At 73.5% G+C, this 25,976-nt stretch carries 17 protein-coding genes; 5 read left to right on the top strand and 12 right to left on the bottom strand.

Annotated elements, in window-relative coordinates; all coding sequences use genetic code 11:
• Positions 1-4: 4 nt before the first annotated feature.
• The 10 genes from ligA to ACI792_RS08300 all read right to left on the bottom strand — a co-directional run bounded on the left by ligA (position 5) and on the right by ACI792_RS08300 (position 11,618).
• On the bottom strand, positions 5-2,146 hold the full coding sequence (ligA, locus tag ACI792_RS08345) for an NAD-dependent DNA ligase LigA (RefSeq protein ID WP_456602183.1): 2,142 nt from the start codon (positions 2,144-2,146) through the stop codon (positions 5-7).
• 63 nt (positions 2,147-2,209) lie between these two features.
• Positions 2,210-3,199, bottom strand: coding sequence for a methionine synthase (locus tag ACI792_RS08340; protein ID WP_456602182.1), 990 nt, complete (start codon positions 3,197-3,199; stop codon positions 2,210-2,212).
• The gene (mnmA, locus tag ACI792_RS08335; RefSeq protein WP_456602181.1) at positions 3,196-4,290 is read right to left on the bottom strand and encodes a tRNA 2-thiouridine(34) synthase MnmA; all 1,095 of its coding nucleotides are present in this window, start codon (positions 4,288-4,290) and stop codon (positions 3,196-3,198) included. Before mnmA ends, ACI792_RS08340 begins: the two co-directional genes overlap by 4 nt.
• Positions 4,287-5,492: a cysteine desulfurase family protein gene (locus ACI792_RS08330; RefSeq protein WP_456602180.1), complete on the bottom strand. Its 1,206-nt coding sequence runs from the start codon at positions 5,490-5,492 to the stop codon at positions 4,287-4,289. Before ACI792_RS08330 ends, mnmA begins: the two co-directional genes overlap by 4 nt.
• Positions 5,489-6,889 (bottom strand): MFS transporter, encoded by a 1,401-nt coding sequence (locus ACI792_RS08325; protein ID WP_456602179.1) that lies wholly within the window; start codon positions 6,887-6,889, stop codon positions 5,489-5,491. The genes ACI792_RS08330 and ACI792_RS08325 overlap by 4 nt, the downstream gene beginning before the upstream one ends.
• Positions 6,890-6,986: 97 nt before the next feature.
• Positions 6,987-7,949 (bottom strand): electron transfer flavoprotein subunit alpha/FixB family protein, encoded by a 963-nt coding sequence (locus ACI792_RS08320; RefSeq protein ID WP_456602178.1) that lies wholly within the window; start codon positions 7,947-7,949, stop codon positions 6,987-6,989.
• Positions 7,950-7,983: 34 nt separating this feature from the next.
• Positions 7,984-8,763 (bottom strand): electron transfer flavoprotein subunit beta/FixA family protein, encoded by a 780-nt coding sequence (locus ACI792_RS08315; protein ID WP_456602177.1) that lies wholly within the window; start codon positions 8,761-8,763, stop codon positions 7,984-7,986.
• Between the two features lie 116 nt (positions 8,764-8,879).
• Complete coding sequence (gene cds1 / locus ACI792_RS08310) at positions 8,880-9,974, bottom strand: L-cysteine desulfhydrase Cds1 (protein WP_456602176.1); 1,095 nt, start codon at positions 9,972-9,974, stop codon at positions 8,880-8,882.
• Positions 9,975-9,988: 14 nt separating this feature from the next.
• Positions 9,989-10,777, bottom strand: coding sequence for an enoyl-CoA hydratase/isomerase family protein (locus ACI792_RS08305; protein WP_456602175.1), 789 nt, complete (start codon positions 10,775-10,777; stop codon positions 9,989-9,991).
• Positions 10,778-10,850: 73 nt separating this feature from the next.
• Entirely contained in the window at positions 10,851-11,618 is a 768-nt protein-coding gene (locus tag ACI792_RS08300) for an ABC transporter ATP-binding protein (protein ID WP_456602174.1), read from the bottom strand.
• A 109-nt stretch (positions 11,619-11,727) separates the two neighbouring features.
• Between ACI792_RS08300 and glgX the strand changes: the two genes are divergently transcribed.
• Positions 11,728-13,884 (top strand): glycogen debranching protein GlgX, encoded by a 2,157-nt coding sequence (gene glgX, locus ACI792_RS08295; protein WP_456602173.1) that lies wholly within the window; start codon positions 11,728-11,730, stop codon positions 13,882-13,884.
• A gap of 69 nt (positions 13,885-13,953) precedes the next feature.
• On the opposite strand, the gene ACI792_RS08290 is transcribed toward glgX, so the two are convergent.
• Both ACI792_RS08290 and glgP read right to left on the bottom strand, forming a co-directional pair.
• Entirely contained in the window at positions 13,954-14,904 is a 951-nt protein-coding gene (locus tag ACI792_RS08290) for an FHA domain-containing protein (RefSeq protein ID WP_456602172.1), read from the bottom strand.
• Between the two features lie 122 nt (positions 14,905-15,026).
• Complete coding sequence (glgP, locus tag ACI792_RS08285; protein ID WP_456602171.1) at positions 15,027-17,576, bottom strand: alpha-glucan family phosphorylase; 2,550 nt, start codon at positions 17,574-17,576, stop codon at positions 15,027-15,029.
• Between the two features lie 144 nt (positions 17,577-17,720).
• Here glgP and ACI792_RS08280 point away from each other — a divergent pair, with 144 nt between their 5' ends.
• The 4 genes from ACI792_RS08280 to glgB all read left to right on the top strand — a co-directional run bounded on the left by ACI792_RS08280 (position 17,721) and on the right by glgB (position 25,945).
• Positions 17,721-19,754, top strand: coding sequence for an alpha-1,4-glucan--maltose-1-phosphate maltosyltransferase (locus tag ACI792_RS08280; protein ID WP_456579129.1), 2,034 nt, complete (start codon positions 17,721-17,723; stop codon positions 19,752-19,754).
• 95 nt (positions 19,755-19,849) lie between these two features.
• Positions 19,850-21,667 (top strand): maltose alpha-D-glucosyltransferase, encoded by a 1,818-nt coding sequence (treS, locus tag ACI792_RS08275; RefSeq protein WP_456602170.1) that lies wholly within the window; start codon positions 19,850-19,852, stop codon positions 21,665-21,667.
• Positions 21,664-23,031: a maltokinase N-terminal cap-like domain-containing protein gene (locus tag ACI792_RS08270; RefSeq protein ID WP_456602169.1), complete on the top strand. Its 1,368-nt coding sequence runs from the start codon at positions 21,664-21,666 to the stop codon at positions 23,029-23,031. Before treS ends, ACI792_RS08270 begins: the two co-directional genes overlap by 4 nt.
• A gap of 52 nt (positions 23,032-23,083) precedes the next feature.
• Positions 23,084-25,945: a 1,4-alpha-glucan branching protein GlgB gene (gene glgB / locus ACI792_RS08265; protein ID WP_456602168.1), complete on the top strand. Its 2,862-nt coding sequence runs from the start codon at positions 23,084-23,086 to the stop codon at positions 25,943-25,945.
• The last annotated feature ends 31 nt before the right edge of the window (positions 25,946-25,976 follow it).

Here is a 25,976-nt window from a genome sequence, read left to right as displayed (position 1 = left end):
GCGGCTACTCCTCGGTGCCGTCACCGATCGTCGCGACCTCGCGGGCGGCGTCCGGGCCCTGCTCGAGCAGCACGCGGAAGCCGTCGTCGTCCAGGATCGGCGCTTTCACCTGCACGGCCTTGTCGTACTTGCTGCCCGGGTCGGCGCCGACGACCACGAAGCCGGTCTTCTTCGACACCGAACCCGTCACCTTGCCGCCGCGCTCCTGGATCGCCGCGATCGCCTGGTCGCGGCTGAAGTCGCGCAGCGAGCCGGTGACCACGACGGTGACCCCGGTGAGCGGGCCCGGGCCGGCGTCCTCGCCCGCATCGGCCAGCGAGACACCGGCCTGCCGCCACTTCTGGACCACCTCGCGGTGCCAGTCGACGGCGAACCAGTCGCGGATCGACGCCGCGATCGTCGGCCCGACGCCGTCGGCGGCAGCGAGCTCCTCCTCCGTCGCGGCCATGATGCGGTCCATCGACCGGAAGTCACGCGCCAGCGCCTGGGCGGCGGTCGGGCCCACGTGCCGGATGGAGAGGGCGACCAGCACCCGCCAGAGCGGGACGTCCTTCCGGGTCTGCAGGTTGGTCAGCAGCTTGCGCCCGTTGGCCGACAGGGCGCCGTCCTTCTTCGTGAAGAACGCGCTGCGGCACAGCGCCTCCTCGTCGAGGAAGAAGAGGTCGCCCTCGTCCTGGAGCAGACCGCTCTGCAGCAGCGCGATCGCCGCCTCGTAGCCGAGGTTCTCGATGTCGAAGGCGCCGCGACCGGCCACGTGGAAGACCCGCTCCCGCAGCTGTGCGGGGCAGGACCGGGCGTTGGGGCAGCGGATGTCGGCGTCGCCCTCCTTCTCCGGTCGCAGCTCGGTGCCGCACTCGGGGCAGTGGGTCGGCATGACGAACTCGCGCTCGTCGCCCGTGCGGGCCGCCACCACCGGGCCGAGCACCTCGGGGATCACGTCGCCGGCCTTGCGGATGACGACGGTGTCCCCGATCAGCACGCCCTTCCGCTTCACCTCGCTGGCGTTGTGCAGGGTGGCCAGCTGCACGGTGGAGCCCGCGACCTTGACCGGCTCCATGAAGGCGAACGGCGTCACCCGGCCGGTGCGCCCCACGTTGACCCGGATGTCGACGAGCTTCGTCGTCGCCTCCTCCGGCGGGTACTTGAAGGCGATGGCCCACCGTGGCGCCCGGGAGGTCGAGCCCAGCCGCCGCTGCAGCGCCACCTGGTCCACCTTCACCACGACGCCGTCGATCTCGTGCCCCACCGAGTGGCGCTGCTCGCGGTAGCGCTCGATGTAGGCCCGCACGCCCTCCAGGTCGGGCACGACCTCGAAGCGGTCGCTCACCGGCAGCCCCAGCGCCCGCAGCCCGTCGTAGGCCGCCGACTGGCGCTCGGGCTCGAACCCCCTCCGGGCACCCAGGCCGTGCACCACCAGCCGGAGGGGCCGCGAGGCGGTGACCTTCGGGTCCTTCTGGCGCAGCGAGCCCGCCGCGGCGTTTCGCGGGTTGGCGAACGGCGGCCGCCCCTGCTCGACCATGGCGGCGTTCACGTCGGCGAACGCCGCCACCGGGAAGTAGATCTCGCCCCGGACCTCGAGCAGCTCGGGGACGTCATCGCCGGTGAGCTGCTGCGGGACGTCGCGCATCGTGCGGACGTTGGCGGTGACGTCCTCGCCGGTGACGCCGTCGCCCCGCGTGGCGGCCCGCACCAGGCGGCCCTGCTCGTAGACCAGGTCGACGGCGACCCCGTCCACCTTCAGCTCGCAGAGGTAGCTCCCCCCGGCCGCGCCCTCCCGCTCGGCCCGCGCCGCCCAGGCCGACAGCTCGTCGCTGGTGAAGGCGTTGTCCAGGCTCTGCATCCGCTCGAGGTGCTGGACCGGCGCGAAGGTGGCGGTGAACCCGCCGTTGACCTTCTGGCTCGGCGAGTCGGGCGTGACCAGCGCCGGGTGCGCGGCCTCCAGTGCCTTGAGCTCACCCATCAGCTCGTCGTACTGGCCGTCGCTGATGAGCGGCTCGTCGCGCACGTAGTAGGCGAACGCGTACCGGTCCAGCTCCTCGGAGAGGTCGCGGTGCCGGGTGCGCACGTCGTCGGGGACCTCGGTGAGGTCCTCGCGGTCGGCCACCGGGGTGACGGACGGTTCGACGAGGTCGGCGTCGGTGCTCACGGTCGAACGGTATCCGGCGGCTACGACGGTCAACCGGCGCTCACCCGGTCGGGGCCGGGCGCCTCACTCCGGGAGCAGGTACTTCGCGGCCTCGCGCACCTGGCGCATCGCGGCCCGGGCGTAGGACGGCGTCGCCCCCGCCAGACCGCAGGCGGGGGTGAGGGTCACCGCCTCGGGCAGCCGGTCGGCGGTGAAGCCGAGCTCGCGCCACCACGCCTGCACCCGCGACGCCGTCGCCTCCGGGGCCGGGAGCGCGGCGTCGGTGCCGGGGACGACACCGGGCAGCAGGTGCACCCCCGCGTCGACCGCCTCCCCCACCGCGTCGAGGTCCTGGACCAGGCCGAGGTCGAAGGAGAGCCCCGCCGCACCGGCGGCACGGAACAGCCCCAGCGGCGTGCGCGGCGCGCAGCAGTGCACGACCACCGGTCCGGGCAGCGCCCGCACGACGGCCGCGAGCTCCTGCTCGACGACGTCCTCGGCGACCGCCGGCAGCTTCCCGAACCCGCTCACGGTCGGCAGCGCGCCCTGCAGGACGGCGGGGACCGAGGGCTCGTCGAGCTGCACCACGATCCGCGCCCCGGGGAGCCGTGCCTGCACGGCCGCCACGTGCGCGGCGAGCCCCTCGGCCAGCGACTGCCCCAGATCGCGGCGGGCTCCCGGGTCCACGACCGCACGGTCGCCCCGGGCGCGCTCCAGCCCGGCGGCGAGGGTCCACGGGCCGGTGGCCTGCACCTTGAACGGTCCCGTCCAGTCGGCGGCGACGTCGTGCACGGCATCGAGGTCGCGGGCGAGGAACTCCTCGGCCCGCTGCTGGTCGATCCCCGGCCGCGGGACGAGCCGCCAGCCCGCCGGGGTGAGGTCGACGGCGAGGTCGACCAGCAGGGCGGCGCTGCGCCCGAGCATGTCCGCACCCGCCCCGCGACCGGGGAGCTCGGGCAGGTGCGCGAACCCCGGCAGCTCGCCGACCACGGTGCGGACCGCCTCCGCCGGCTCGGTGCCCGGCAACGACCCGACGCCGCAGGCGGGGCCCCAGAGAACCCCGGCGTCACTCATGCGGGCATCCCGGCACGGTCGCCGGTGGCCCGGACCGCGGCCTGCCCGAGCACCAGGTCACCGCGCTCCGGGTCGGGGGTGTAGAGCACGGCGGACTGGCCGGCGGCCACCCCGCGCTGCTCCTCCTCGAGCAGGATGTGCAGCCCACCGGCGTCGTCGCCGGTCACCTCGCACGGCACCGGGGTGCCGTGCGCCCGCAGCTGCACCTCCGCCCGGAGCGGCAGCTCCGGCGCCGCCCGGGTCCAGGTGGGAGCCGCGGTGACGACGCGGTCCACGCCGGCGAGGTCGGCGGTGCCGATGGTCACCGTCCGGGTCACCGGCTGGATGCCCAGCACGTAGCGGGGCCGCGAGTCCCCGGCGCTGACCCCGAGACCGCGGCGCTGGCCGACGGTGAAGCCGTAGGTGCCCTCGTGCTCGCCGACGGTCGCGCCGGTTGCGGCGTCGACCACCGGTCCCGGGCGGCTGCCCAGCCGGCGGGCCAGGAAGCCGCGGGTGTCGCCGTCCGGGATGAAGCAGATGTCGTGCGAGTCGGGCTTCGTGGCGACGGCGAACCCGCGCTCGGCGGCGATCTCCCGCACCCGCTCCTTGGTCATGCCGCCCAGCGGGAACACCGCCGCGGCCAGCTGCTGCGCGGTGAGCACGCCGAGCACGTAGGACTGGTCCTTGGCGGCGTCGACGGAGCGGCGCAGCTCGCCGCCGGCCAGGCGCGCGTGGTGCCCCGTGACCACCGCGTCGAAGCCCAGCCCGACGGCCCGGTCGAGGACGGCGGAGAACTTGATCTTCTCGTTGCAGCGCAGGCACGGGTTGGGTGTGCGGCCGGCCGCGTACTCGGCGACGAAGTCCTCGACGACGTCCTCGGTGAACCGGTCCGCCATGTCCCAGACGTAGAAGGGGATGCCGAGCTCGTCGGCCACCCGCCGGGCGTCGTGGGAGTCCTCGACGCTGCAGCACCCGCGGGAGCCGCTGCGCAGCGTCTGCCGGTTCTGCGAGAGCGCGAGGTGGACGCCGGTGACGTCGTGCCCGGCGTCGACGGCGAGGGCCGCGGCCACGGCGGAGTCGACTCCCCCGCTCATGGCGGCCAGCACCCTCATCGGCGCCCCGTCCCGGCCCGCCGGGCCCGCTCGACCACCGGTGCCACCACGCCGAGCAGCGCGTCGACGTCGGCGTCGGTGCTGGTGTGCCCGAGGCTGAAGCGCAGCGAGCTGCGGGCCCGGTCGGGGTCGGCGCCCACCGCGAGCAGCACGTGGCTGGGGCGGGCCACCCCGGCGCTGCACGCCGATCCGGTCGAGCACTCGATGCCGCGGGCGTCCAGCAGCATGAGGAGCGCGTCGCCCTCGGCGCCGGGGAAGGAGAGGTGGGCGTTGCCGGGCAACCGGCCGGGCCCAGAGCGGACGACGTCGTCGAGCGGGGCGCCGTTGAGCTGGGCATCGGGCACCTGCTCCACGACCCCGGCCACCAGCCGGTCGCGCAGCCGCGCCAGCTCGGCGGCCCGCTCGACGCGGCCCCGCACCGCCGCGGCCGCCGCGACCGCCAGCCCGACGATGGCGGCGACGTCCAGGGTGCCGGAGCGGACGTCGCGCTCCTGGCCCCCACCGTGCAGCAGGGGCGTGCACTCGGCGTCGCGGCGCAGCAGCAGCGCGCCGGCGCCCATCGGTCCGCCGAGCTTGTGGCCGGTCATGGTGAGCGCGTCGACCCCGCTGGCGCCGAAGTCGACCAGCACCTGCCCGACCGCCTGCACCGCGTCGGTGTGGAAGGGGACCCCCACGTCGTGCGCGGTGGCCGCGAGCGCCGCGACGTCGCTCACCGTGCCGATCTCGTTGTTGGCCCACATCACGCTCGCGACGGCGACGTCGGTGCCGTCGCCCAGCGCCTCGGCCAGCGCCCGGGGGGTGACCCGACCCGAGGGCTCCACCGGCAACCACGTGACCTCGGCGCCCTCGTGCTTGGCCAGCCACTCGACGCTGTCCAGGACGGCGTGGTGCTCGGCGGGGCTCACGACGATGCGGCGACGGCGGGAGTCCGCCTCGCGCCGGGCCCAGAACAGGCCCTTGATCGCCAGGTTGTCGCTCTCGGTGCCGCCGCCGGTGAACAGCACCTCCGACGGCCGGGCGCCCAGCGCCTCGGCCAGCCGCTCGCGGGCCTGCTCCGCGGCGCGGCGGGCCGCCCGGCCGCTCGCGTGCAAGGAGGAGGCGTTGCCCACGCGGCCGAGCTGGCCGGTCATCGCGGCCAGCACCTCGGGCAGCATCGGCGTGGTCGCCGCGTGGTCGAGGTAGACCGGCTCCGAGTAGGTCATGACGCGCTCAGGGTAGTCGCGGGCACGGCCGGGCCGGTCGCCGCCGCCGGAGGACCACCCGCACGCGGGGCGAGCACCGCGCCGCCGACCGCGACGGCGGAGAGCAGCACCACACCGGCCAGCACCGCGACCTCGAGGGAGAGCGCTCCGCCCGCCGCGGCGGCAACCAGCACGCCGACGAGCCCGATGCAGACCGCGGCGCCGGTGACGTCGGCGATCTGGAACGCCGCGGAGTCCGCGCCCCGGGTCGCGTCCGACGAGCGGTCCAGCAGCAGCACGCTGAGGCTCGGCATGCCCAGGCCCATGCCGAGGCCGGCGACCGCCCAGCTCACGTAGGCCGGCCACCCGCCCACCCCGGGGACGGCGATCGCGGCCGTGGCCAGCAGCCCGGCCGTGAGTACGGCGAACCCGAGGCGCAGCAGGCGCACCCGCGACCAGTGCGGGTGGCGGCCCTGCAGCTGGGAGGCGGTCGCCCAGCCCAGGGCGCCGGCGGTGAGCGGGATCCCCGCGGCGGTGGCCGAGTAGCCGTGCAGCTCGGTGAGGGCCAGCGGCAGCAGCGCGTCCATGCCGAAGAAGGCACCGGCCAGCAGCCCGCGGCCGGCGACCACCGCGGGCAGACCCGGGCGGGCGACGGCGGTCCCGGTCGGCAGCAGCGGGCGCAGGCCGAGGACCAGTGCCAGCAGCCCGGCGACGGCGATCCCGGCCGCCAGGAGGTCGAGGCGCTGCCCCGCGTACTGCAGGGCGGCGATGCCCACGCCCGCCAGCAGCGCCCACCAGCGCCGCGCCGAGGCGGGGGCCGCGACCGGGGCGGGCCGGGGCAGCGCGCGGACCGCGGGCAGGACCAGGCCCAGGCCGAGCAGGATGAGCGGCAGGAGGGCGAGGAAGACCAGCCGCCAGGTGAGGTGGGTGGTGAGCAGGCCGGCGACGACGGGGCCGATCAGCGCCGGGAGCACCCACGCGGCGGCGAACGCGCCGAAGAGCCGCGGACGCAGCCCGGGCGCGAAAGCCTGCCCGGCGACCACGTACAGGGAGACGGCGATCGCGCCCCCGCCGATGCCCTGCAGCGCCCGGGCGGCGACGAACAGCGCCATGCTCCCCGAGACGCCGGCGGCGAGCAGCCCCGCGGCGAAGACCGCCACCCCGGTCAGGAGCGCGACCCGTGACCCGCGGCGGTCACCGAGGTCCCCGCCGAGCACCATCCCGACCACCGAGGCGACGAGGAAGGCGCTGAAGGGCCAGGCGTACCAGGCAAGGCCGTCGAGCTCCGCGACCGCGGTCGGCATCGCGGTCGCCACCGCCATCGCCTCGAAGGCGACGAAGGTGACCAGCATCAGCAGCCCCGCGGTGGTCAGCCGGTGCGCCCGGTCGAACAGCGTCGGCGGCGCTCCGGTGCTCACGCGGTGCCCAACCACCGGACCTCCCGCCTGCTTCCCGTCCCCGGACATGCGTCGAGGGCCGGCCCCCTGCACGGGAACCGGCCCTCGACGGGTGCCGCTACTTGCGGGCGTTGATCGCCTCGGTGGCGGCCGGCACGACGGTGTTCAGGTCACCGATCACGCCGAAGTCGGCCAGCTCGAAGATCGGCGCCTCGGGGTCCTTGTTGATGGCGACGATCGTCTTGCTGGTCTGCATGCCGGCGCGGTGCTGGATGGCGCCGGAGATGCCGACGGCCACGTAGAGCTGCGGCGAGACGGTCTTGCCGGTCTGCCCCACCTGGAAGCTGTGGGGGTAGAAGCCGGAGTCGACCGCGGCGCGCGAGGCGCCCACGGCCGCACCGAGCGAGTCGGCCAGGCCCTCGATGATCGAGAAGTTCTCGGCGCTGGCCACACCGCGACCACCGGAGACGACGATGGAGGCCTCGGTGAGCTCGGGGCGGTTGCTCTTCTGCTCCACGACCCGCTCGACGACCCGGACCTGCTTGGCCGCGTCGCTCACCGAGACGTCGACGGTCTGCTCGGCACCGGCGGCGGGGGCCGGCTCGGGGGTGACCGAGTTGCCGCGGAGCGTGTAGATCGGGGTGCCGACCGTCACCTGCGAGTGCACGATCGTCGCCCCGGCGAACGCCGCCTGCGTGGCGGTGCCGTCGGGGGCGATCTCGGTGACGTCGGTGAGGAAACCGCTGCCGGTCTTGATGGCCAGGCGGGCGGCGATCTCCTTGCCCTCCGGCGAGGAGGGGATGACGACGGCGGCGGGCGACTTCTCGCTCACCAGCTGCGCCAGCACCTCGGCCTTGGGGGCCACCAGGTAGGCGTCGACGTCCTCGGACTCGGCGACGTAGACGGTGGCGGCGCCGTACTCCGCGAGGGCGTCCTTGACGCCGGCGGCGGTGCCGGGGGCACCGAGGACGACGGCCGACGGCTCACCGAGTGCGCGCGCCGCGGTCAGGGCTTCCAGCGTGGTCTTGCGGACACCGCCGCCGGCCGGGTCGAGCTCGGCAAGGACCAGGACCTCTGCCATGGGATGTTCTCCTCTTCCTTGGATCCGGGCGGGGTCAGACGATCTTCTGGGCGGCGAGGTAGTCGACGAACTTCTGCGCGCCGTCGCCCTCGTCGGTCACCTTGACGCCCTCGCCCTTCGGCGGGCGGCCGGCGAAGTCGAGCACCTTGCTGGTGGCGGTGGCCAGGCCGACGCTGCCGGCGTCGAGGCCCAGGTCGGCCAGGGACTTCGTCTCCACCGGCTTCTTCTTCGCGGCCATGATCCCCTTGAACGAGGGGTACCGCGGCTCGTTGATCGTGTCCCAGGTGGAGATGATCGCCGGGAGCGGGGCCTCGAGGGCCCAGTAGCCGCCGTCGGTCTGCCGCTCCACCTTGGCGACGCCACCCTCGATGGTGACCTTGCGGGCACCGGAGAGCTGCGGGAGACCCAGGCGCTCGGCGAGCAGGGCGGGCATGACCGACAGCTGGGCGTCGGTGGCCTCCGCGCCGCACATGACCAGGTCGAACTCCATCTGGCCCAGGGCCGCGGCGATCACCGCGGAGGTCTGCACCGCGCAGGAGCCGTGGATGGCGTCGTCGACGACGTGCACGGCCTTGTCGGCGCCCATGGAGAGCGCCTTGCGGATGGCGTCGGTGGCGGAGTCGGGCCCGACGGTCAGCACGGTGACCTCGCCGCCCTGCGCCTCCTTGATGGTGAGCGCCTCCTCGATGGCGTACTCGTCCATCTCATTGATCACGTTGTCGGCGGACGCACGGTCGACGGTGTTGTCGGCCGGGTCCAGCTTGCGCTCACTTCCCGAGTCCGGGACCTGCTTGACAAGAACGACGATGTTCATCGCGCTGAACCTTCCTCAGGACGCGTTCAGGATGCGGGCACGAGGCCCGCCTGGCTCCGATCATGGAGGCTACTGCGGAGTAACGCCGCCGCGGTACGAGGGGCGGGTGAGGCACGTCACGCCGGCGGGCCCGGCCACTCCCCCGTCGCGGCGAACCGGCGCAGGACCGCCGTGTACGGCGCCAGGTCCAGCCCCTGGGCGGCCACCCAGTCGTCGGAGTAGTACGTCCGCGCGTACCGCTCTCCGCCGTCGCAGAGCAGCGTCACCACGCTCCCCGTGCGCCCCGCCGCGACCATCTCGGCGACCAGTCCGAAGGCCCCCCACAGGTTCGTGCCGGTGGAGCCGCCGGCCCGGCGTCCGGTGACCTGCTCCAGGTGCCGCATCGCGGCCAGCGAGGCGGCGTCGGGGACGGCGACCATACGGTCGACGATGGTCGGCACGAACGAGGGCTCCACCCGCGGCCGCCCGATCCCCTCGATGCGTGACGGCGCCCCGGTCGTCCACCCCGGGTCCCCGGCCGCGTACCCCGGGAAGAACGCGGAGTTCTCCGGGTCGACGACGGCCAGCCGCGTGGGGTGCCGCCGGTAGCGGATGTACCGCCCGATCGTCGCGCTCGTGCCGCCGGTGCCGGCGCCGACCACGACCCACTCCGGCACCGGGTACCGCTCGGCGGCGAGCTGCTCGAAGACCGACTCGGCGATGTTGTTGTTGCCCCGCCAGTCCGTGGCCCGCTCGGCGTAGGTGAACTGGTCCAGGTAGTGCCCGCCGCACTCGGCGGCCAGCCGCCGGGCCTCCTCGTAGATCTCCGCCACCCGGTCGACGAAGTGGCACCGGCCGCCGTGGAACTCGATGAGCGCGACCTTCTCGGGGCTGGTCGAGCGCGGCATGACGGCGACGAACGGCAGGCCCAGCATCCGGGCGAAGTAGGCCTCGCTCACCGCCGTCGACCCGCTCGAGGCCTCGACGACGGTGCTGCCCTCGGTGATCTGCCCGGAGCACAGCCCGTACAGGAAGAGCGACCGCGCGAGCCGGTGCTTCAGGCTGCCGGTGGGGTGGGTGGACTCGTCCTTGAGGTAGAGGTCCACCCCCCACTCCGGCGGCAGGGGGTAGACCAGCAGGTGCGTGTCCGCGCTGCGCCGGGCGTCGGCCTCGACGGCGGCGACGGCCCGGTCCACCCACGCCCGGCCGCCGGGGCCCGACCGGTCGACCACACCCTCCACCGGGCTCAGCGGCCGGAGAACTCGGCCTTGCCCGGGCCGCTCTCCAGGAACGAGCGCATCCCGGCAGCCTGGTCCTCGGTGTCGAACAGCTCGGCGAACAGCCGGCTCTCCAGGTCCAGCCCCTGCTCCAGGGGCAGGTCCAGCCCCTCGTCGATCGCCCGCTTGGCCGCCGCGAGCGCCAGCGGCGGGCCGGCGGCGAGCTTGCGCGCCATGGCGAGGGCGGTGTCGTACACCTCGGCGTCGGGGACGACGGCGTCGGCCAGCCCCATCTCCAGGGCCTCCTCGGCGCCGACGTGCCGGCCGGTGAAGACCAGGTCCTTGGCCCGGGCCGGGCCGACGAGGCGGGCCAGCCGCTGGGTCCCGCCGGCGCCCGGGATCACGCCGAGCAGGATCTCGGGCTGGCCGACCTTCGCGCCCGCGCCGAGCACGCGGAAGTCCGCGCACAGCGCCAGCTCGTAGCCGCCGCCGAGGGCGTAGCCGGTGACGGCGGCGATGACCGGCTTCGGGATCCGCGCGACCGCGCGGAAGGAGTTCTGCAGCTCGCGGCCCCAGGCGACCATCGACCGCCCGTCCAGCTGCGACATCGCCTTGATGTCGGCGCCCGCGGCGAAGACCCGCTCCCCGCCGTAGAGGACGACGGCGCGCACGTCCGACCGCTCACCGGCCTCGAGCGCGGCCGCCCGGACCTCCAGGTGCAGCTGCTCGTCGATCGCGTTCATCTTCGGCCGGTCGAGGCGGATGGTGCCCACCCCGTCGTCCACCTGCAGGGTCACGAACTCGGGGGTCGATGCCATGGACGGCACCCTATAAGGACCGCCTCCCCCTCGACCCCCGCTCCGCTCGGGCCGCGCCTCGGGAGGGGCCGCCTCAGGAAGCGCGCCTGGCGGTGAACCGGCCGTCGGTGCGGGCGAGGTCCAGCGGCAGGCCGAAGGTGTCCGAGAGGTGCTCGGAGGTGAGGACGTCGTCGGCCGCGCCGGAGGCGACGACCTCCCCCTCGCGCAGCAGCAGCGCGTGGGTGTAGCCCGGCGGGATCTCCTCGACGTGGTGGGTGACCAGCACCTGGGCGGGCGCGTAGTGGTACCTCGCCAGGTCCGAGAGCCGGGCGACGAGGTCCTCGCGACCGCCCAGGTCGAGACCGGCCCCGGGCTCGTCGAGCAGCAGCAGCTCCGGGTCGGGCATCAGCGCGCGGGCGATCTGGGTGCGCTTGCGCTCGCCCTCGCTGAGGGTGCCGAAAGGGCGGTGCGCGTACTGGGCCACGCCCCACTGCGCCATGAGCATCCCGGCCCGGGTGAGGTCGTGGACGTCGTACCGCTCCCGCCACCGGCCGACGACGGCGTACCCGGCCGAGACGACGACGTCCCCGGTCTTCTCCGCGGGCCCGATCCGCTGGGCCAGCGAGGCGCTGGTCAGCCCGATGCGGGGCCGCAGCTCGAAGACGTCGACGGCGCCGAGCGTCTCGCCGAGCAACCGCACCTCGCCCCGCGTCGGGTGCAGCTGCGCGGCCGCGAGCTGCAGGAGCGTGGTCTTGCCCGCCCCGTTGGGACCGAGCACCACCCAGCGGTGGTCCTCCTCCACGGCCCAGTCGACGCCGCGGAGCAGGTGGTTCCCGCCCCGGACGACGTCGACTCCGGTCATCCGTACGACCGCCCCTCCGGGGGCGTCAGGGTTCGGCACGCCCCCATCCAACCAACCGTCGCGCCGGTCGGTGCGCCCGCTCCGGTCGGCGGCTTGGCACGATCGCCTGGTGACCGAACACACAGCGGCCGGACGCCCGCTCCCCGACGTGCTGCCCGGCGCCCCCGCACCGCTGGGTGCGGTCTGGGACGGCCGCGGGACCAACTTCGCGCTGTGGTCGGCCGGCGCCTCCGCCGTCGACCTCTGCCTGTTCGACCCCGACGGGACCGAGCACCGGCACCGGCTGGAGGAGACCACCCACCAGGTGTGGCACGGCCGGCTGCCCGGCGTCGGCCCCGGGCAGCGCTACGGCTACCGCGTCCACGGCGGCTACGAGCCGTTCTCCGGTTCCCGGTACAACCCGGCCAAGCTGTTGCTGGACCCCTACGCCAGGGCCGTGGACGGGGAGCTGGAGCTGCACGCCGCGCTGTTCGGCCACCCCGTCGAGCACCCGGACTCCGCCGTCCCCGACGGCCAGGACTCCGCTCCCCACGTCCCCCGCGGCGTCGTCGTCCACGACCCGTTCCCCTGGGACGGCGACCGCCCCCTGCGCCGTTCGTGGTCGGACACCGTCATCTACGAGGTGCACGTCAAGGGGGCCACCGCCCGGCACCCCGGCGTCCCGCCGCACCTGCGGGGCACCTACGCGGGGCTGGCCCACCCCGCCTTCGTCGAGCACCTGCTGGCGCTCGGCGTGACAGCGGTCGAGCTGCTCCCGGTGCACCACTTCGTCAGCGAGCCTCACCTGCTGCGCCGCGGGCTGACCAACTACTGGGGTTACAACACGCTGGGCTACTTCGCGCCGCACGCCGCCTACAGCGCCGCCGGCAGCGGCGGCCAGCAGGTGACCGAGTTCAAGACGATGGTCAAGGAGCTGCACGCCGCCGGCATCGAGGTGATCCTCGACGTCGTCTACAACCACACGGCCGAGGGCGACCACACCGGGCCCACGCTGTCGTTCAAGGGCATCGACAACCCCGGCTACTACCGGCTCGACGGCGCCAACCCCTCCCGCTACACCGACTACACCGGCTGCGGGAACACCCTCGACGTGCGCCGGCCGGCCGTGCTGGGCCTGCTCATGGACTCGCTGCGCTACTGGGTCACCGAGATGCACGTCGACGGCTTCCGCTTCGACCTCGCCTCGGCGCTGGCCCGCTCGATGCACGACGTCGACCGGCTGTCGGCGTTCTTCGACGTCGTGCACCAGGACCCGGTGGTCAGCCAGGTGAAGCTGATCGCCGAGCCCTGGGACGTCGGTCCGGGCGGCTACCAGGTGGGCAACTTCCCGCCGCCGTGGACGGAGTGGAACGGCAAGTACCGCGACACCGTGCGCGACGTCTGGTCGGGCGCGCACGTCGGCGTGCGCGACCTCGCCTACCGGCTGACCGGCTCCTCGGACCTCTACCGCTCCGACGGCCGGCGCCCGTTCGCCAGCATCAACTTCGTCACCGCGCACGACGGCTTCCCCCTCGCCGACCTGGTCGCCTACGAGCAGAAGCGCAACGAGGCCAACGGCGAGGAGAACCGGGACGGCGAGAGCCACAACCGGAACTGGAACTGCGGCGTCGAGGGGCCCACCGACGACCCCGAGGTGCTCGCCCTGCGCGCGCGCCAGGTGCGCAACCTGCTGGCCACCCTGCTGCTCTCCACCGGGGTGCCGATGCTGACCGCCGGCGACGAGCTGGGCCGCACCCAGCAGGGCAACAACAACGCCTACTGCCAGGACAACGAGATCTCCTGGCTGGACTGGGCGGCCGCCGACGAGGACCTGCTCGCCTTCGTCACCCGGCTGGTCCGGCTGCGCCGCGGCGCCCCGGTGCTGCGGCAGGAGGCGTTCTTCGAGGGCCACGAGCTGGCTGGCACCGAGGGCACCCGCGACCTCGCCTGGTTCGCCCCGGGCGGCGGCCAGCTCACCACCGCGCACTGGTTCGACACCGGGCTGCAGACCGTGGGCATGTACCTCGACGGCCGGGGCATCCGGCACCGCGACGAGCACGGCCACCCCGTCGTCGACGACTCCTACCTGGTGCAGCTGCACGCCGGCCCCGACCCGGTGACCGTCGAGCTGCCCGGGCCGCCGTGGGCGGACGGCTACGAGCTGGTGGTCTCCACCGAGTACGCCCGCGGCGCCCCGCCGGCGATCACGTTCCTGCCGCCGGGGCCGGTGGAGCTGCCCGGCCGCTGCGTCTGGCTGCTGCGGGTCGAGCGCCGGCCCGACAGGTGAGGTGCTGGAACGGCCACCCTTCAGGGCCCCACGCCGAGCTCGTCAGGCGTGGGGGGAAGGGTGGTCCTTCTACTCCTGCGGCTGCTCGAAGGTGATGACCGTCCAGCCCAGGAGCAGGCGGTCGCCGTCGGAGAGCGGGTGGGCCACGCCCGGCTCGAGCTGGGTCCACTCGGTGGCCTCGGGGCCGGCGACGTGGGTGCCGTTGAGCGAGCCCAGGTCGACGAGCGAGACCTCGCGGCCGTTGCGGGTCAGCGCCGCGTGGGCCGAGGAGAGCACGTTCTGGGTGTCGGCGATCGGGACCGCGCGCGCCGAGCCGCTGGAGACCATCTCGTGGTTGTCGGGACGCCGCCCGAGCACCAGGTCCTCGTCGATGGTGACGACCATGCCGTCGTCGAAGCGCAGGATCGGCGTGGCCTCGGTCGACTCGGGGCGCCAGAACGCGGTCTGCTCGCCCGAGTCGGGCTGGGCCGCCGACGCGGAGGAGCCGCGGCCGGCGCCGAAGCCGGAGTCCGTGCTCGCCGCGAAGGACGACGCCGCCGCCACCGGGGCCGCGGCGGCCGGGGCCGCCCCGGCCAGGTGCAGCGTGGCGCCGCCACCGGGCACGGTGCCCTCGACCAGGTCGTAGCTCACGCCCGGCGGTGTGCGCGGCGCGGACTGGCCGGGGCCCACGTACAGCGACTGCCCCGGCGAGAAGCCGGAGGCGAGCGTGCCCCCCTCGACGGACGAGCCGGAGAGCGGGACGCCGTCGACGGCCGGCTGACCCTTGCCCGCCCAGAGCGCGACGCCGTTACCGGCGTCGCCGGTGACGACGAGGGCGAACGAGACGCCACCGGAGGCCAGGGAGCTCACCTCACCGGCCACGGCGGCCAGCACGCGGTCGGCGCCGGGGCCCGTCACGCCCAGGCAGGCGTGCAGAGCCGACACGAGGGCGGGCGAGCCGGGAGCGTCGACCCACAGCAGGCCGCCGCCACGGCGGGCGACGACGGCATCTCCGGGGAGCACTTCACAGCGGTCGGGCATGGCGTCCAGCCTAGTGAAGGGCGAGCGTTCTGGCTGGCCGCGGGCCGCCGCCACGCCGGGGCGTGACGACGTCACACGAGGTCACTGTGGCCGGCGTGGCCCGAGTGCCCGCTGGTTCACCGTCAGGCCGTGCTCACCACGCCGAGCTCCGCCGGATCGGCGAGGTGCTCCGAGTGCGGCAGCACGCGCACCGTGTAGCCGAAGGCGCCCGTGCGCTCCAGCGGCACGGTGGCGGTGAACCAGTGCCGCGACCCGTCGGTGTGCTCGTGCGCCATCGGCACGGTGGTCACCTCGTGCAGCCCGTCGGCGTCGTCGACCCGGCCGTAGGCGGCCTGCACCTCGACGTCACCGGGCTGCAGCCCGGGCAGCTCCACCTCGGCGCGCAGCGCCAGCGTCGACCCGATCTCCGGGGTGTCCCCGGCGCCGGTCGCCTCGACGTGGGCCACCCGGACGTCGTGCCAGTGGTGCAGCACCTGCGAGCGCCAGGAGGCCTCGCTGCGCGCCGGCGCGTAGCCGTCGGCGGCCATCGCGCGGGCCGACCCCGCGGCCGGGACGTAGAGGGCGCGGACGTAGTCGCGGACCATCCGGGTGGCCAGCACCTTGGGGCCGGTCTCGCGCAACGTGTGCCGCACCATCTCCACCCACCGGCCCGGGATGCCGTCGCGGTCGGTCTCGTAGAACCGCGGCAGCACCTGGTTCTCGAGGAGGTCGTAGATCGCCCGCGCCTCGACCTCGTCGCGGCGGTCGGGGTCGGCGACGCCGTCGGCGGTCGGGATCGCCCAGCCGTTCTGGCCGTCGAACCACTCGTCCCACCAGCCGTCCCGGATGGAGAGGTTCAGCCCGCCGTTGAGCGCCGCCTTCATCCCCGACGTGCCGCAGGCCTCCAGCGGGCGCAGGGGGTTGTTCAGCCAGACGTCGCAGCCCCAGTAGAGGTACCGCGCCATCCCGATGTCGTAGCCGGGCAGGAACGCGATGCGGTGCCGGATCTCCGGGTCGTCCGCGAAAGCCACCATCTGCTGGATCAGCTTCTTCCCGCCGTCGTCGGCCGGGTGGCTCTTGCCGGCGATGACCAGCTGGATCGGCCGCTCGGGGTCCAGCAGCAGCGCCTTGAGCCGCTCCGGGTCGCGCAGCATCAGGGTGAGCCGCTTGTAGGAGGGCACGCGGCGGGCGAAACCGATGGTGAGGACGTCGGGGTCGAAGACGCCGTCGGTCCAGCCCACCTCGGCCTCGGTGGCCCCGCGCGAGAGCGCCGTCTCGCGGACCCGCCGGCGCACCTCCTCGACCAGGCGGGCGCGCAGCACGCGCCTGGTCCCCCACAGCTCGGCGGCCGGGATGCGGTCGACGCCGTCGAAGTGGACGTCGCCGTCGACCTCGACCGGGTCGCCCTGGCTGGAGGACTGGGTGCCCATCTCGACCAGCTCGCGGGCGGTCCAGGTCGGCGCGTGCACCCCGTTGGTGATCGAGCCGATGGGCACGTCGGCCTCGTCGAAGCCCGGCCACAGGCCCTTGAACATCCCCCGGCTGACGTGCCCGTGCAGCTGGCTCACGCCGTTGGCCCGCTGCCCGAGGCGCAGGCCCATGTGGGCCATGTTGAACTTCGCCGGGTCCTCCTCGGCGCCCAGCGGCAGCAGCTGGTCCATCGGCACGCCGAAGCCGGCGAAGTAGCGCTCGATGAGCGCCTTGGGGAACCGGTCGATACCGGCCGGCACGGGGGTGTGCGTGGTGAAGACGGTGCCCGCGCGCACCGCCTGCAGCGCCTCGGGGAAGGTGAGGCCGTGCGCCTCGGTGAGCTCTCGGATGCGCTCGACGCCCTGGAAGCCGGCGTGCCCCTCGTTGGCGTGGAAGACCTCCGGCTGGGGGGTGCCGGTCAGCGAGCAGTAGGCGCGCACGGCCCGCACACCGCCGATGCCCAGGAGCATCTCCTGGCGGAGGCGGTGGTCCTCGTCGCCGCCGTACAGCCGGTCGGTGACCAGCCGCTCGCCGGGGGCGTTCTCCTCGATGTCGCTGTCGAGCAGCAGCAGCGAGACCCGGCCCACCTGGGCGCGCCAGACGTGGGCGTGCAGGCTGCGTCCCTCGGGCAGCGGCACGGTGATGACGACGGCGGAGCCGTCGGACCGGCGCAGCAGCTTGATGGGCAGGCCGTGCGGGTCGAGCGAGGGGTAGCGCTCGAGCTGCCAGCCGTCGGCGGACAGGCCCTGGCTGAAGTAGCCGGCGCGGTAGAGCAGCCCCACGCCGATCAGCGGGACGCCGAGGTCGGAGGCGGCCTTCAGGTGGTCGCCGGCGAGGATGCCCAGGCCCCCGGAGTACTGCGGGAGGACCTCGCTGATGCCGAACTCGGCGGAGAAGTAGGCGATGCTGCGCGGCGCCTCGTCGCCCAGCGACTGGTACCAGCGCGGGGTGCCGAGGTACTCCTCCAGGTCGTCGACGGCGTCGGTCAGCCGCCGGACGAAGCGCCGGTCCTTGGCGAGGGTGGCCAGCCGCTCGGCCGACACCTCACCGAGGGCGCGCACCGGGTCCCCTCCGCAGCGCTGCCAGAGATCGGGGTCGAGCGCCTCGAAGAGGTCGCGGGACTCGGCGTGCCAGGACCAGCGGAGGTTCATCACCAGCTGGGAGAGGGGCAGGAGCGGCTCCGGCAGAGCCGCGCGGACGGTGAACCGACGGAGTGCTCGCACCCGGGGAGCCTATCGACTCCGGGGCCCCCGGGCAGGGCTCCGCGCGGTGACCACCAGGAGCACCCGGCCCGGACGGGTGAGCCGCCGAGCGCAGAACGCCTGCCGAGATGCTGGTGAGGCGGCAGCTCAGTAGCGTGGTCGGCGATGACTGGCCGCCCTGATCTCCGCCTCGGCATCACCGATGTCGCCCCCGTCGTGTCCTGCGGGTCCTTCTCGGCCCGCGCGGTGGTCGGGGAGCACGTACCCGTCACCGCCACCGTCTTCCGCGAGGGCCACGACGCCGTCGCCGCGAACGTCGTCTGGACGCCCCCGGACGGCGACGACGCGAGCGCGCCCTTCCTGCGCATGGCGAAGCTGCCACCGGAGCCCGACCGGTGGCTGACCACGGTCGTGCCCGACCGCGAGGGGCGGTGGACCTTCTGCGTCGAGGCGTGGAGCGACCCGCTGGCCACCTGGCGGCACCACGTCGAGGTCAAGGTCGAGGCCGGCCAGGGGGCCGACGAGCTCGCCAACGACCTGGAGGAGGGCGCCCGGCTGCTCGACCGGGTGGCCGCCGAGGCCGAGGAGGACTGGCGCGGGCGCGTCGAGGCCGCGGCCGCCGCCCTGCGGGACACCTCGCAGGAGCTCACCGTCCGGATCGCCCCGGCCCTGGCCGCCGGCCTGCAGCGCTACCTGCACGAGCACCCGGTGCGCGAGCTGGTCACCCGTTCCCCGCGGTACGAGGTGTGGGTCGACCGCAAGGAGGCCCTGTTCGGCTCCTGGTACGAGTTCTTCCCGCGGTCGGAGGGCCCGGTGGTCGCCGGGGCGCCCACCCACGGCACCTTCACCACGGCCGCCGACCGGCTGCCCGCGGTCGCGGACATGGGCTTCGACGTCGTCTACCTGCCGCCGATCCACCCGATCGGCAAGGTGAACCGCAAGGGCCCGAACTCGAGCCAGTTCCCCGGCGGCAACCCGCACGACGTGGGGCCGGACGACGTGGGCTCGCCGTGGGCGATCGGAAGCGACGAGGGCGGGCACGACGCCGTCCACCCGCAGCTGGGCACGATGGAGGACTTCCGGGCCTTCGTCGCCCGCACCCGTGAGCTGGGCATGGAGGTGGCCCTCGACTTCGCGCTCCAGGCCGCCCCCGACCACCCGTGGGTGAAGGAGCACCCGGAGTGGTTCACCACCAAGCCCGACGGGACGATCGCGTACGCGGAGAACCCGCCGAAGAAGTACCAGGACATCTACCCGGTCAACTTCGACAACGACCCCGAGGGCATCTACGCCGAGTGCCTGCGGGTGGTCCGGGTCTGGATGGACGCCGGCGTCCGCATCTTCCGCGTCGACAACCCGCACACCAAGCCGCTGAACTTCTGGCACTGGCTGATCTGGGAGGTCAAGAAGACCGACCCGGACGTGCTCTTCCTCGCGGAGGCGTTCACCCGGCCGGCGATGATGCACCAGCTCGCCCGGCTCGGCTTCACCCAGTCCTACACGTACTTCACCTGGCGGACCGGGCGCGAGGAGCTCGAGGAGTACGGCCGCGAGCTGGCCGCCAACAGCCACTACATGCGGCCGAACTTCTTCGTGAACACCCCGGACATCCTCCACGAGTCGCTGCAGTTCGGCGGCCCGCCGATGTTCAAGATCCGGGCCGTGCTCGCCGCGATGATGAGCCCGACCTGGGGCGTCTACTCCGGCTTCGAGCTGTTCGAGCACGTGGCGGTGAAGCCGGGCAGCGAGGAGTACCTGGACAGCGAGAAGTACGTGCTGCGCCCCCGCGACTGGGCCGGCGCCGAGGCGTCCGGGCGGAGCCTGGCGCCCTACCTGCGGCGGCTCAACGAGGTGCGGCGCGCCCACCCGGCGCTGCAGCAGCTGCGCACGCTGCGCTTCCACCAGGTCGACAACCCGAACCTGCTCTGCTTCACCAAGACCGACCCGGGGTCCGACGACGCCGTCCTCGTCGTCGTGAACCTGTCCAGCCGGGACACACAGATCGGGACGACGGCGCTGGACCTGCCCGCCCTCGGGCTGGACTGGCACGAGCGCTTCGGGGTCACCGACGAGCTCACCGGTGCCCGCTACGACTGGGGCCAGTTCAACTACGTGGAGCTCGACCCCCACCGGGAGCCGGCCCACGTGTTCGCGCTGAGCTTCCCGCGATCCGTGCAGTTCCCCCCGCCCGTCTCCTGAAGAGATCGATCTCCGGCCCCGTCCCGGGTCCCGCCCTGAGCCTGCGAAGGGTGGGGAGGACGGGGTCCTTCTCCCGAGAGGGGAACCCGCTCCCGATGACCGTTCCCGTCCCCGACGCACCCGCGCACCGCTCCGCCCTGCCGCCGCCGGGCACCGATCCCGAGTGGTACAAGCGCGCGGTCTTCTACGAGGTCCTCGTCCGCGGCTTCGCCGACAGCAACGCCGACGGCGTCGGCGACCTCCGCGGCATGCGCGACAAGCTCGACTACCTGCAGTGGCTCGGCGTCGACTGCCTCTGGCTCCCGCCGTTCTTCGCCTCCCCGCTGCGCGACGGCGGCTACGACGTCAGCGACTACACCGCGGTGCTGCCCGAGTTCGGCACGATCGAGGACTTCAAGGAGTTCCTCGACGAGGCCCACGCCCGTGGCATGCGCGTGATCATCGACTTCGTCATGAACCACACCTCGGACCAGCACCCCTGGTTCCAGGCCAGCCGCAGCGACCCGGAGGGCCCGTACGGCGACTTCTACGTCTGGGCCGACGACGACACCGGCTACGCCGACGCGCGGATCATCTTCGTCGACACCGAGAGCTCCAACTGGACCTTCGACCCGGTGCGCAAGCAGTACTTCTGGCACCGCTTCTTCTCCCACCAGCCCGACCTCAACTTCGAGAACCCGAAGGTGCGTGAGGCGATCATCGACGCCCTCCGCTTCTGGCTGGACCTGGGCATCGACGGCTTCCGGCTCGACGCGGTGCCCTACCTCTTCGAGGAGGAGGGCACCAACTGCGAGAACCTGCCGCGCACCCACGAGTTCCTCAAGGAGGTGCGCAAGGTCGTCGATGCGGACTACCCCGACCGGGTGCTGCTGTGCGAGGCGAACCAGTGGCCGGCCGACGTCGTGGAGTACTTCGGCGAGGACGGCGACGAGTGCCAGATGGCGTTCCACTTCCCGGTCATGCCGCGCCTGTTCATGGCGGTGCGCCGGGAGCAGCGGTTCCCGATCTCGGAGATCATGGCGCAGACGCCCGACATCCCGGACAACTGCCAGTGGGGGGTCTTCCTCCGCAACCACGACGAGCTGACGCTCGAGATGGTCACCGACGAGGAACGCGACTACATGTGGGGCGAGTACGCCAAGGACCCCCGCATGAAGGCCAACATCGGCATCCGCCGGCGGCTGGCCCCGCTGCTGGACAACGACGTCAACACCCTCGAGCTGTTCAACGCGCTGCTGCTGTCGCTGCCGGGCTCGCCGGTCCTGTACTACGGCGACGAGATCGGCATGGGCGACAACATCTGGCTCGGTGACCGGGACGGCGTCCGCACGCCGATGCAGTGGACCCCCGACCGCAACGGCGGCTTCTCCACCGCCGACCCGCAGCGCATGTACCTGCCGCTCAACCAGGACCCCGTCTACGGGTACCAGGTCACCAACGTGGAGTCGCAGCTGCGCAACACCAACTCGCTGCTGCAGTGGCTGCGGCGGATGATCCAGGTCCGCGGGCAGCACCCGACGTTCGGCCTGGGCACCTTCGAGGAGGTCGGCTCCCGCAACCCGACGGTGCTGTCGTTCGTCCGCCGGTTCGGGGACGACGTCGTGCTGTGCGTCAACAACCTCTCGCGCTTCCCGCAGCCGGTGGAGCTGGACCTGCGCGAGTTCGAGGGCTACACGCCGATCGAGCTCACCGGGCGGGTCGAGTTCCCGCAGATCGGCGTCCTGCCGTACATGCTCACGCTCGCCGGGCACGGCTTCTACTGGTTCGAGCTCTCCAAGCCGAACGAGCCGGTCCCCGACGAGCACGAGGACTGGGCCAGCGCCACGTCCAGCGCCGTGGCCGACTCCCTGCTGGCCGCCGGCGTGGTCAGCGCCGCCGACGAGCCGTCCGACGAGTCCGGAGACCCCCGATGAGCGCACTGACGGAGCTGTTCCGCGACTGGATCCCCCACCAGCGCTGGTTCGGCGGCAAGGGCCGCGAGTGGGCCGAGGTGACCGAGGACGGCTTCTTCCTCGACCGCGGGAACCCCGTCCTCTCCGTGCACCGGGTCCGCATCCGGTACGCCGACGACGTGACCGAGACCTACCTGGTCCCGCTGTCGTGGCGGGACCACCCGGCCGAGGACCTGGAGACCGCGCTCGTCGGCGCAGTGTCCAACGAGGGCCGGGAGACCTACGCCTACGACGCGATGCGCGACCGCGAGTCCACCGCGCCCTGGCTGATCCACCTGGCCCAGGGCTCGTCGATCGGGCCGATGCGCTTCTCCCCCGCCGGCGAGGGGGACATCCCCGAGGGGCTGCCCGGCGACATCGTCTCCACCGAGCAGAGCAACACCTCCCTGGTCTACGGCCAGGAGGCGATCCTCAAGCTCTTCCGCCGGCTGGAGCCGGGGCTCAACCCCGACGTCGAGATTCACGACGCGCTGCGCCGGGCGGACAACCCGCACATCGCCGCGCTGCTGGGCCACATCGAGATTGACGACCCGCAGGGCGACGCCCCCGCCACCGTCGCGATGCTGCAGACCTTCGTCCCCAACGCCAGCGACGGCTGGCGGCTGGCCACCGCCAGCGTCCGCGACCTCTACGCCGAGGGCGACCTGCACGCCGACGAGGTCGGGGGCGACTTCGCCGCCGACAGCGAGCGGCTGGGGGCGGCGACCGCGTCGGTGCACGCCGACCTGGCCGCGGTCCTGCCCACGGAACAGGCCGACCCCGGGTGGCTGGCCAACGTCGCCCGGCAGATGTCGGAACGTCTGGACGCCGCCATCGAGATCGTGCCGCAGCTGCAGGAGCACGCCGAGGCGCTGCGGGAGGTGTACACCGCGGTGAGCGAGAGCGAGGAGCCGGTCGTGCGCCAGCGGGTGCACGGTGACCTCCACCTGGGTCAGGTGCTGCGCACGGCCACCGGCTGGATCATCCTCGACTTCGAGGGCGAGCCGGCCCGCCCGCTGGCCGCCCGTCGCGAGCTCGACAGCCCGCTGCGGGACGTCGCCGGCATGCTGCGGAGCTTCGACTACGCCGCCCGGCACCTGCTCGTCGAGCAGCCCGAGGACACCCAGCGCGAGTACCGCGCCCAGGAGTGGGCGGCGCGCAACCGCGCCGCCTTCTGCGCCGGGTACTCCGAGGCCAGCGGGATGGACCCGTGCGGGGACTCACCACTCCTTCGGGCGTTCGAGGCCGACAAGGCGGTTTACGAATGCGTCTACGAGGCGAGGAACCGTCCGCACTGGCTGATGATCCCGCTCCAGTCGATCGCCCGGCTCGCCGGTCGCGACTGAGCTCCCGAACCGACGGACCAGAGCACCGAGAACGGACGAGGACGGCGAGACCATGACGACCGACGACCGAGGCGAGAGCCCCGTGGCCGGCAAGGACGATCTGCAGCGCGCCGTGGAGGAACGGGTGGCGCAGGCGGAGGCGGCCGCCGGTAGCGAGCCGCCGGTGAACGCCGAGCCGGCCAGGAAGAGCACCAAGCGGGCCGCGGCGAAGAAGGCTGCGCCGGCGAAGAAGGCCCCGGCCGCCAAGAAGGCCGCCCCGGCGAAGAAGGCTGCGCCGGCGAAGGCTGCCGCTGACAGCGAGCCCTCCGGCGACAGCAAGCCCGCCGCCGCGAAGCGGGCGACCGCCAAGAAGGTCGCCGCGGCGCCCACGGCCACCGAGGCCACCCCGGAGCCGGGCAGCGAGGAGACCGAGGTGACCGCCAACCCGGTGGTCGCCCCCGCGCCGATCGCCGAGCCCGGCTCCCCCTCCGGTGCGCCGGCCGGTCAGCCGGAGGCGCCCGACCCCGACCCGGCGACGCCGCCCACCCCGCAGGCCCCGACCGAGGACCGGGCGGGCTCCGACGGCTCCGCGGAGCCCGCGGCGCCGGTCCCGAGGGCCGACGCATCCCCTGCCGACAGCGCAACCTCCGACGACGGCTCCCCCGCGGGCGGCACCACCGCCGGCGTCGCGGAGGATGCCGCGATCGAGGAGTTCGCGGAGGACGACCTGCGGGCGATCGCCGAGGGCTGGTCGCGCGACCCGCACCGGATCCTCGGCGCGCACCGCACCGCCGAGGGCTGGGCCGTGCGGACGCTGCGCCCGGACGCCGTCAGCGTCGCCGTCCTCGACGAGGACGGCAGCCGGTACGAGGCCGCGCCCCTGCACGCCGGCGGCATCTACGAGGCGGTGCTCCCCCGGCAGCCCGGGGACTACCGGATCGAGGTCGTCTACGGCGGCGGCGAGGGCGGGACGACCACACACACCGTCGACGACCCCTTCCGCTGGCTGCCCACGCTCGGGTCCCTGGACGAGCACCTCATCCGCGAGGGACGCCACGAGCGGCTGTGGGAGGTGCTCGGCGCGCACGTCCGCCGTTACGAGACGCCGCGCGGCACGGTCGAGGGCGTCTCGTTCGCCGTCTGGGCACCCAGCGCCCAGGGCGTGAAGGTCACCGGCGACTTCGACTACTGGCAGGCCCGGGCCTACCCGATGCGCATGCTCGGGTCCTCCGGCGTCTGGGAGATCTTCATCCCGGGCGTGCAGGTCGGGACGCGGTACCGGTACCACGTGCTCGGCGCGGACGGCACCTGGCGCGAGAAGTCCGACCCGCTCGCCTTCGCCACCGAGGTGCCGCCGCTGAACGCCTCCGTGGTCACCGAGTCCACCTACGAGTGGGCCGACGACACCTGGCTCGAGCAGCGGGCGGAGGCCGGCTGGCACCAGCGCCCGATGAGCGTCTACGAGGTGCACGCCGGCTCATGGCGGCAGGGGCTGTCCTACCGCGAGATGGCCGACGAGCTCGTCGACTACGTCCGCGACGCCGGGTTCACCCACATCGAGTTCATGCCGCTGGCCGAGCACCCGTTCGGCGGCTCCTGGGGCTACCAGGTCACCTCGTACTACGCGCCGACGTCCCGCTACGGGAGCCCGGACGACCTGCGCTACCTGATCGACCGGGCGCACCAGGCCGGCATCGGGGTCATCGTCGACTGGGTGCCCGCCCACTTCCCCAAGGACGAGTGGGCGCTGGCCCGCTTCGACGGCACGCCGCTCTACGAGCACGGTGACCCGCGCCGGGGCGAGCAGCTGGACTGGGGCACCCTCGTCTTCGACTTCGGCCGGTCCGAGGTCCGCAACTTCCTGGTCGCCAACGCCCTGTACTGGTGCAAGGAGTTCCACGTCGACGGCATCCGCGTCGACGCGGTGGCCTCGATGCTCTACCTGGACTACTCCCGCAGCGAGTGGCTGCCCAACAAGTACGGCGGGCGGGAGAACCTGGAGGCCGTCGCCTTCCTGCAGGAGTTCAACGCGACGGTCTACCGCGAGGTCCCCGGCGTCATGACGATCGCCGAGGAGTCCACCGCCTGGCCGGGGGTCACCCGGCCCACCCACCTCGGCGGCCTGGGCTTCGGGTTCAAGTGGAACATGGGCTGGATGCACGACTCGCTGGCCTACGTCGAGCGCGAGCCGATCTACCGCAGCTACCACCACGGTCAGCTCACGTTCTCGATGCACTACGCCTACACCGAGAACTACGTCCTGCCGATCAGCCACGACGAGGTCGTGTACGGCAAGGGCTCGATGCTGCGGAAGATGCCCGGCGACCGCTGGCAGCAGCTGGCCAACCTGCGCGCCTACCTGGCCTACATGTGGGCCCACCCGGGCAAGCAGCTGCTGTTCATGGGGTCGGAGTTCGCGCAGGACGCGGAGTGGGCCGAGAGCCGCTCGCTGGACTGGTGGCACCTCGACGACCCCGCGCACCGCGGCATCCTGCAGCTGGTCACCGACCTCAACGGCCGGTACAAGGAGTGCGACGCCCTCTGGTCCCAGGACGTCGACCCGGCCGGGTTCCAGTGGATCGACGCCAACGACGCCTCGGGCAATGTGCTCTCCTTCCTGCGGTACGGGGCCGCGCCGCAGGGCACCGTCCCCGCCGGGGACGGTGGCGAGGAGACGGCGGGGAGCCCGCCGCAGGGGTCGGCGCTGGCCTGCGTCGTCAACTTCTCCGGGGCCCCGCACCACGAGTACCGCATCGGGCTGCCCCGCCCGGGCCAGTGGCGCGAGGTGCTCAACACCGACGCCGAGGGCTACGGCGGCTCCGGCGTCGGCAACTACGGCGGCGTGGAGGCCGAGCCGGAGCCGTGGCACGGCCAGCCCTACTCGGCGACGATCGCCGCTCCCCCGCTGGGCACCGTCTGGTTCCTGCACGAGTAGAAGGACCACCCTTCAGAACGTCACGGGGCAT

The sequence above is a fragment of the Blastococcus sp. SYSU DS0669 genome, from assembly GCF_054050895.1.
This window is presented reverse-complemented; position numbering and strand designations above follow the sequence as displayed.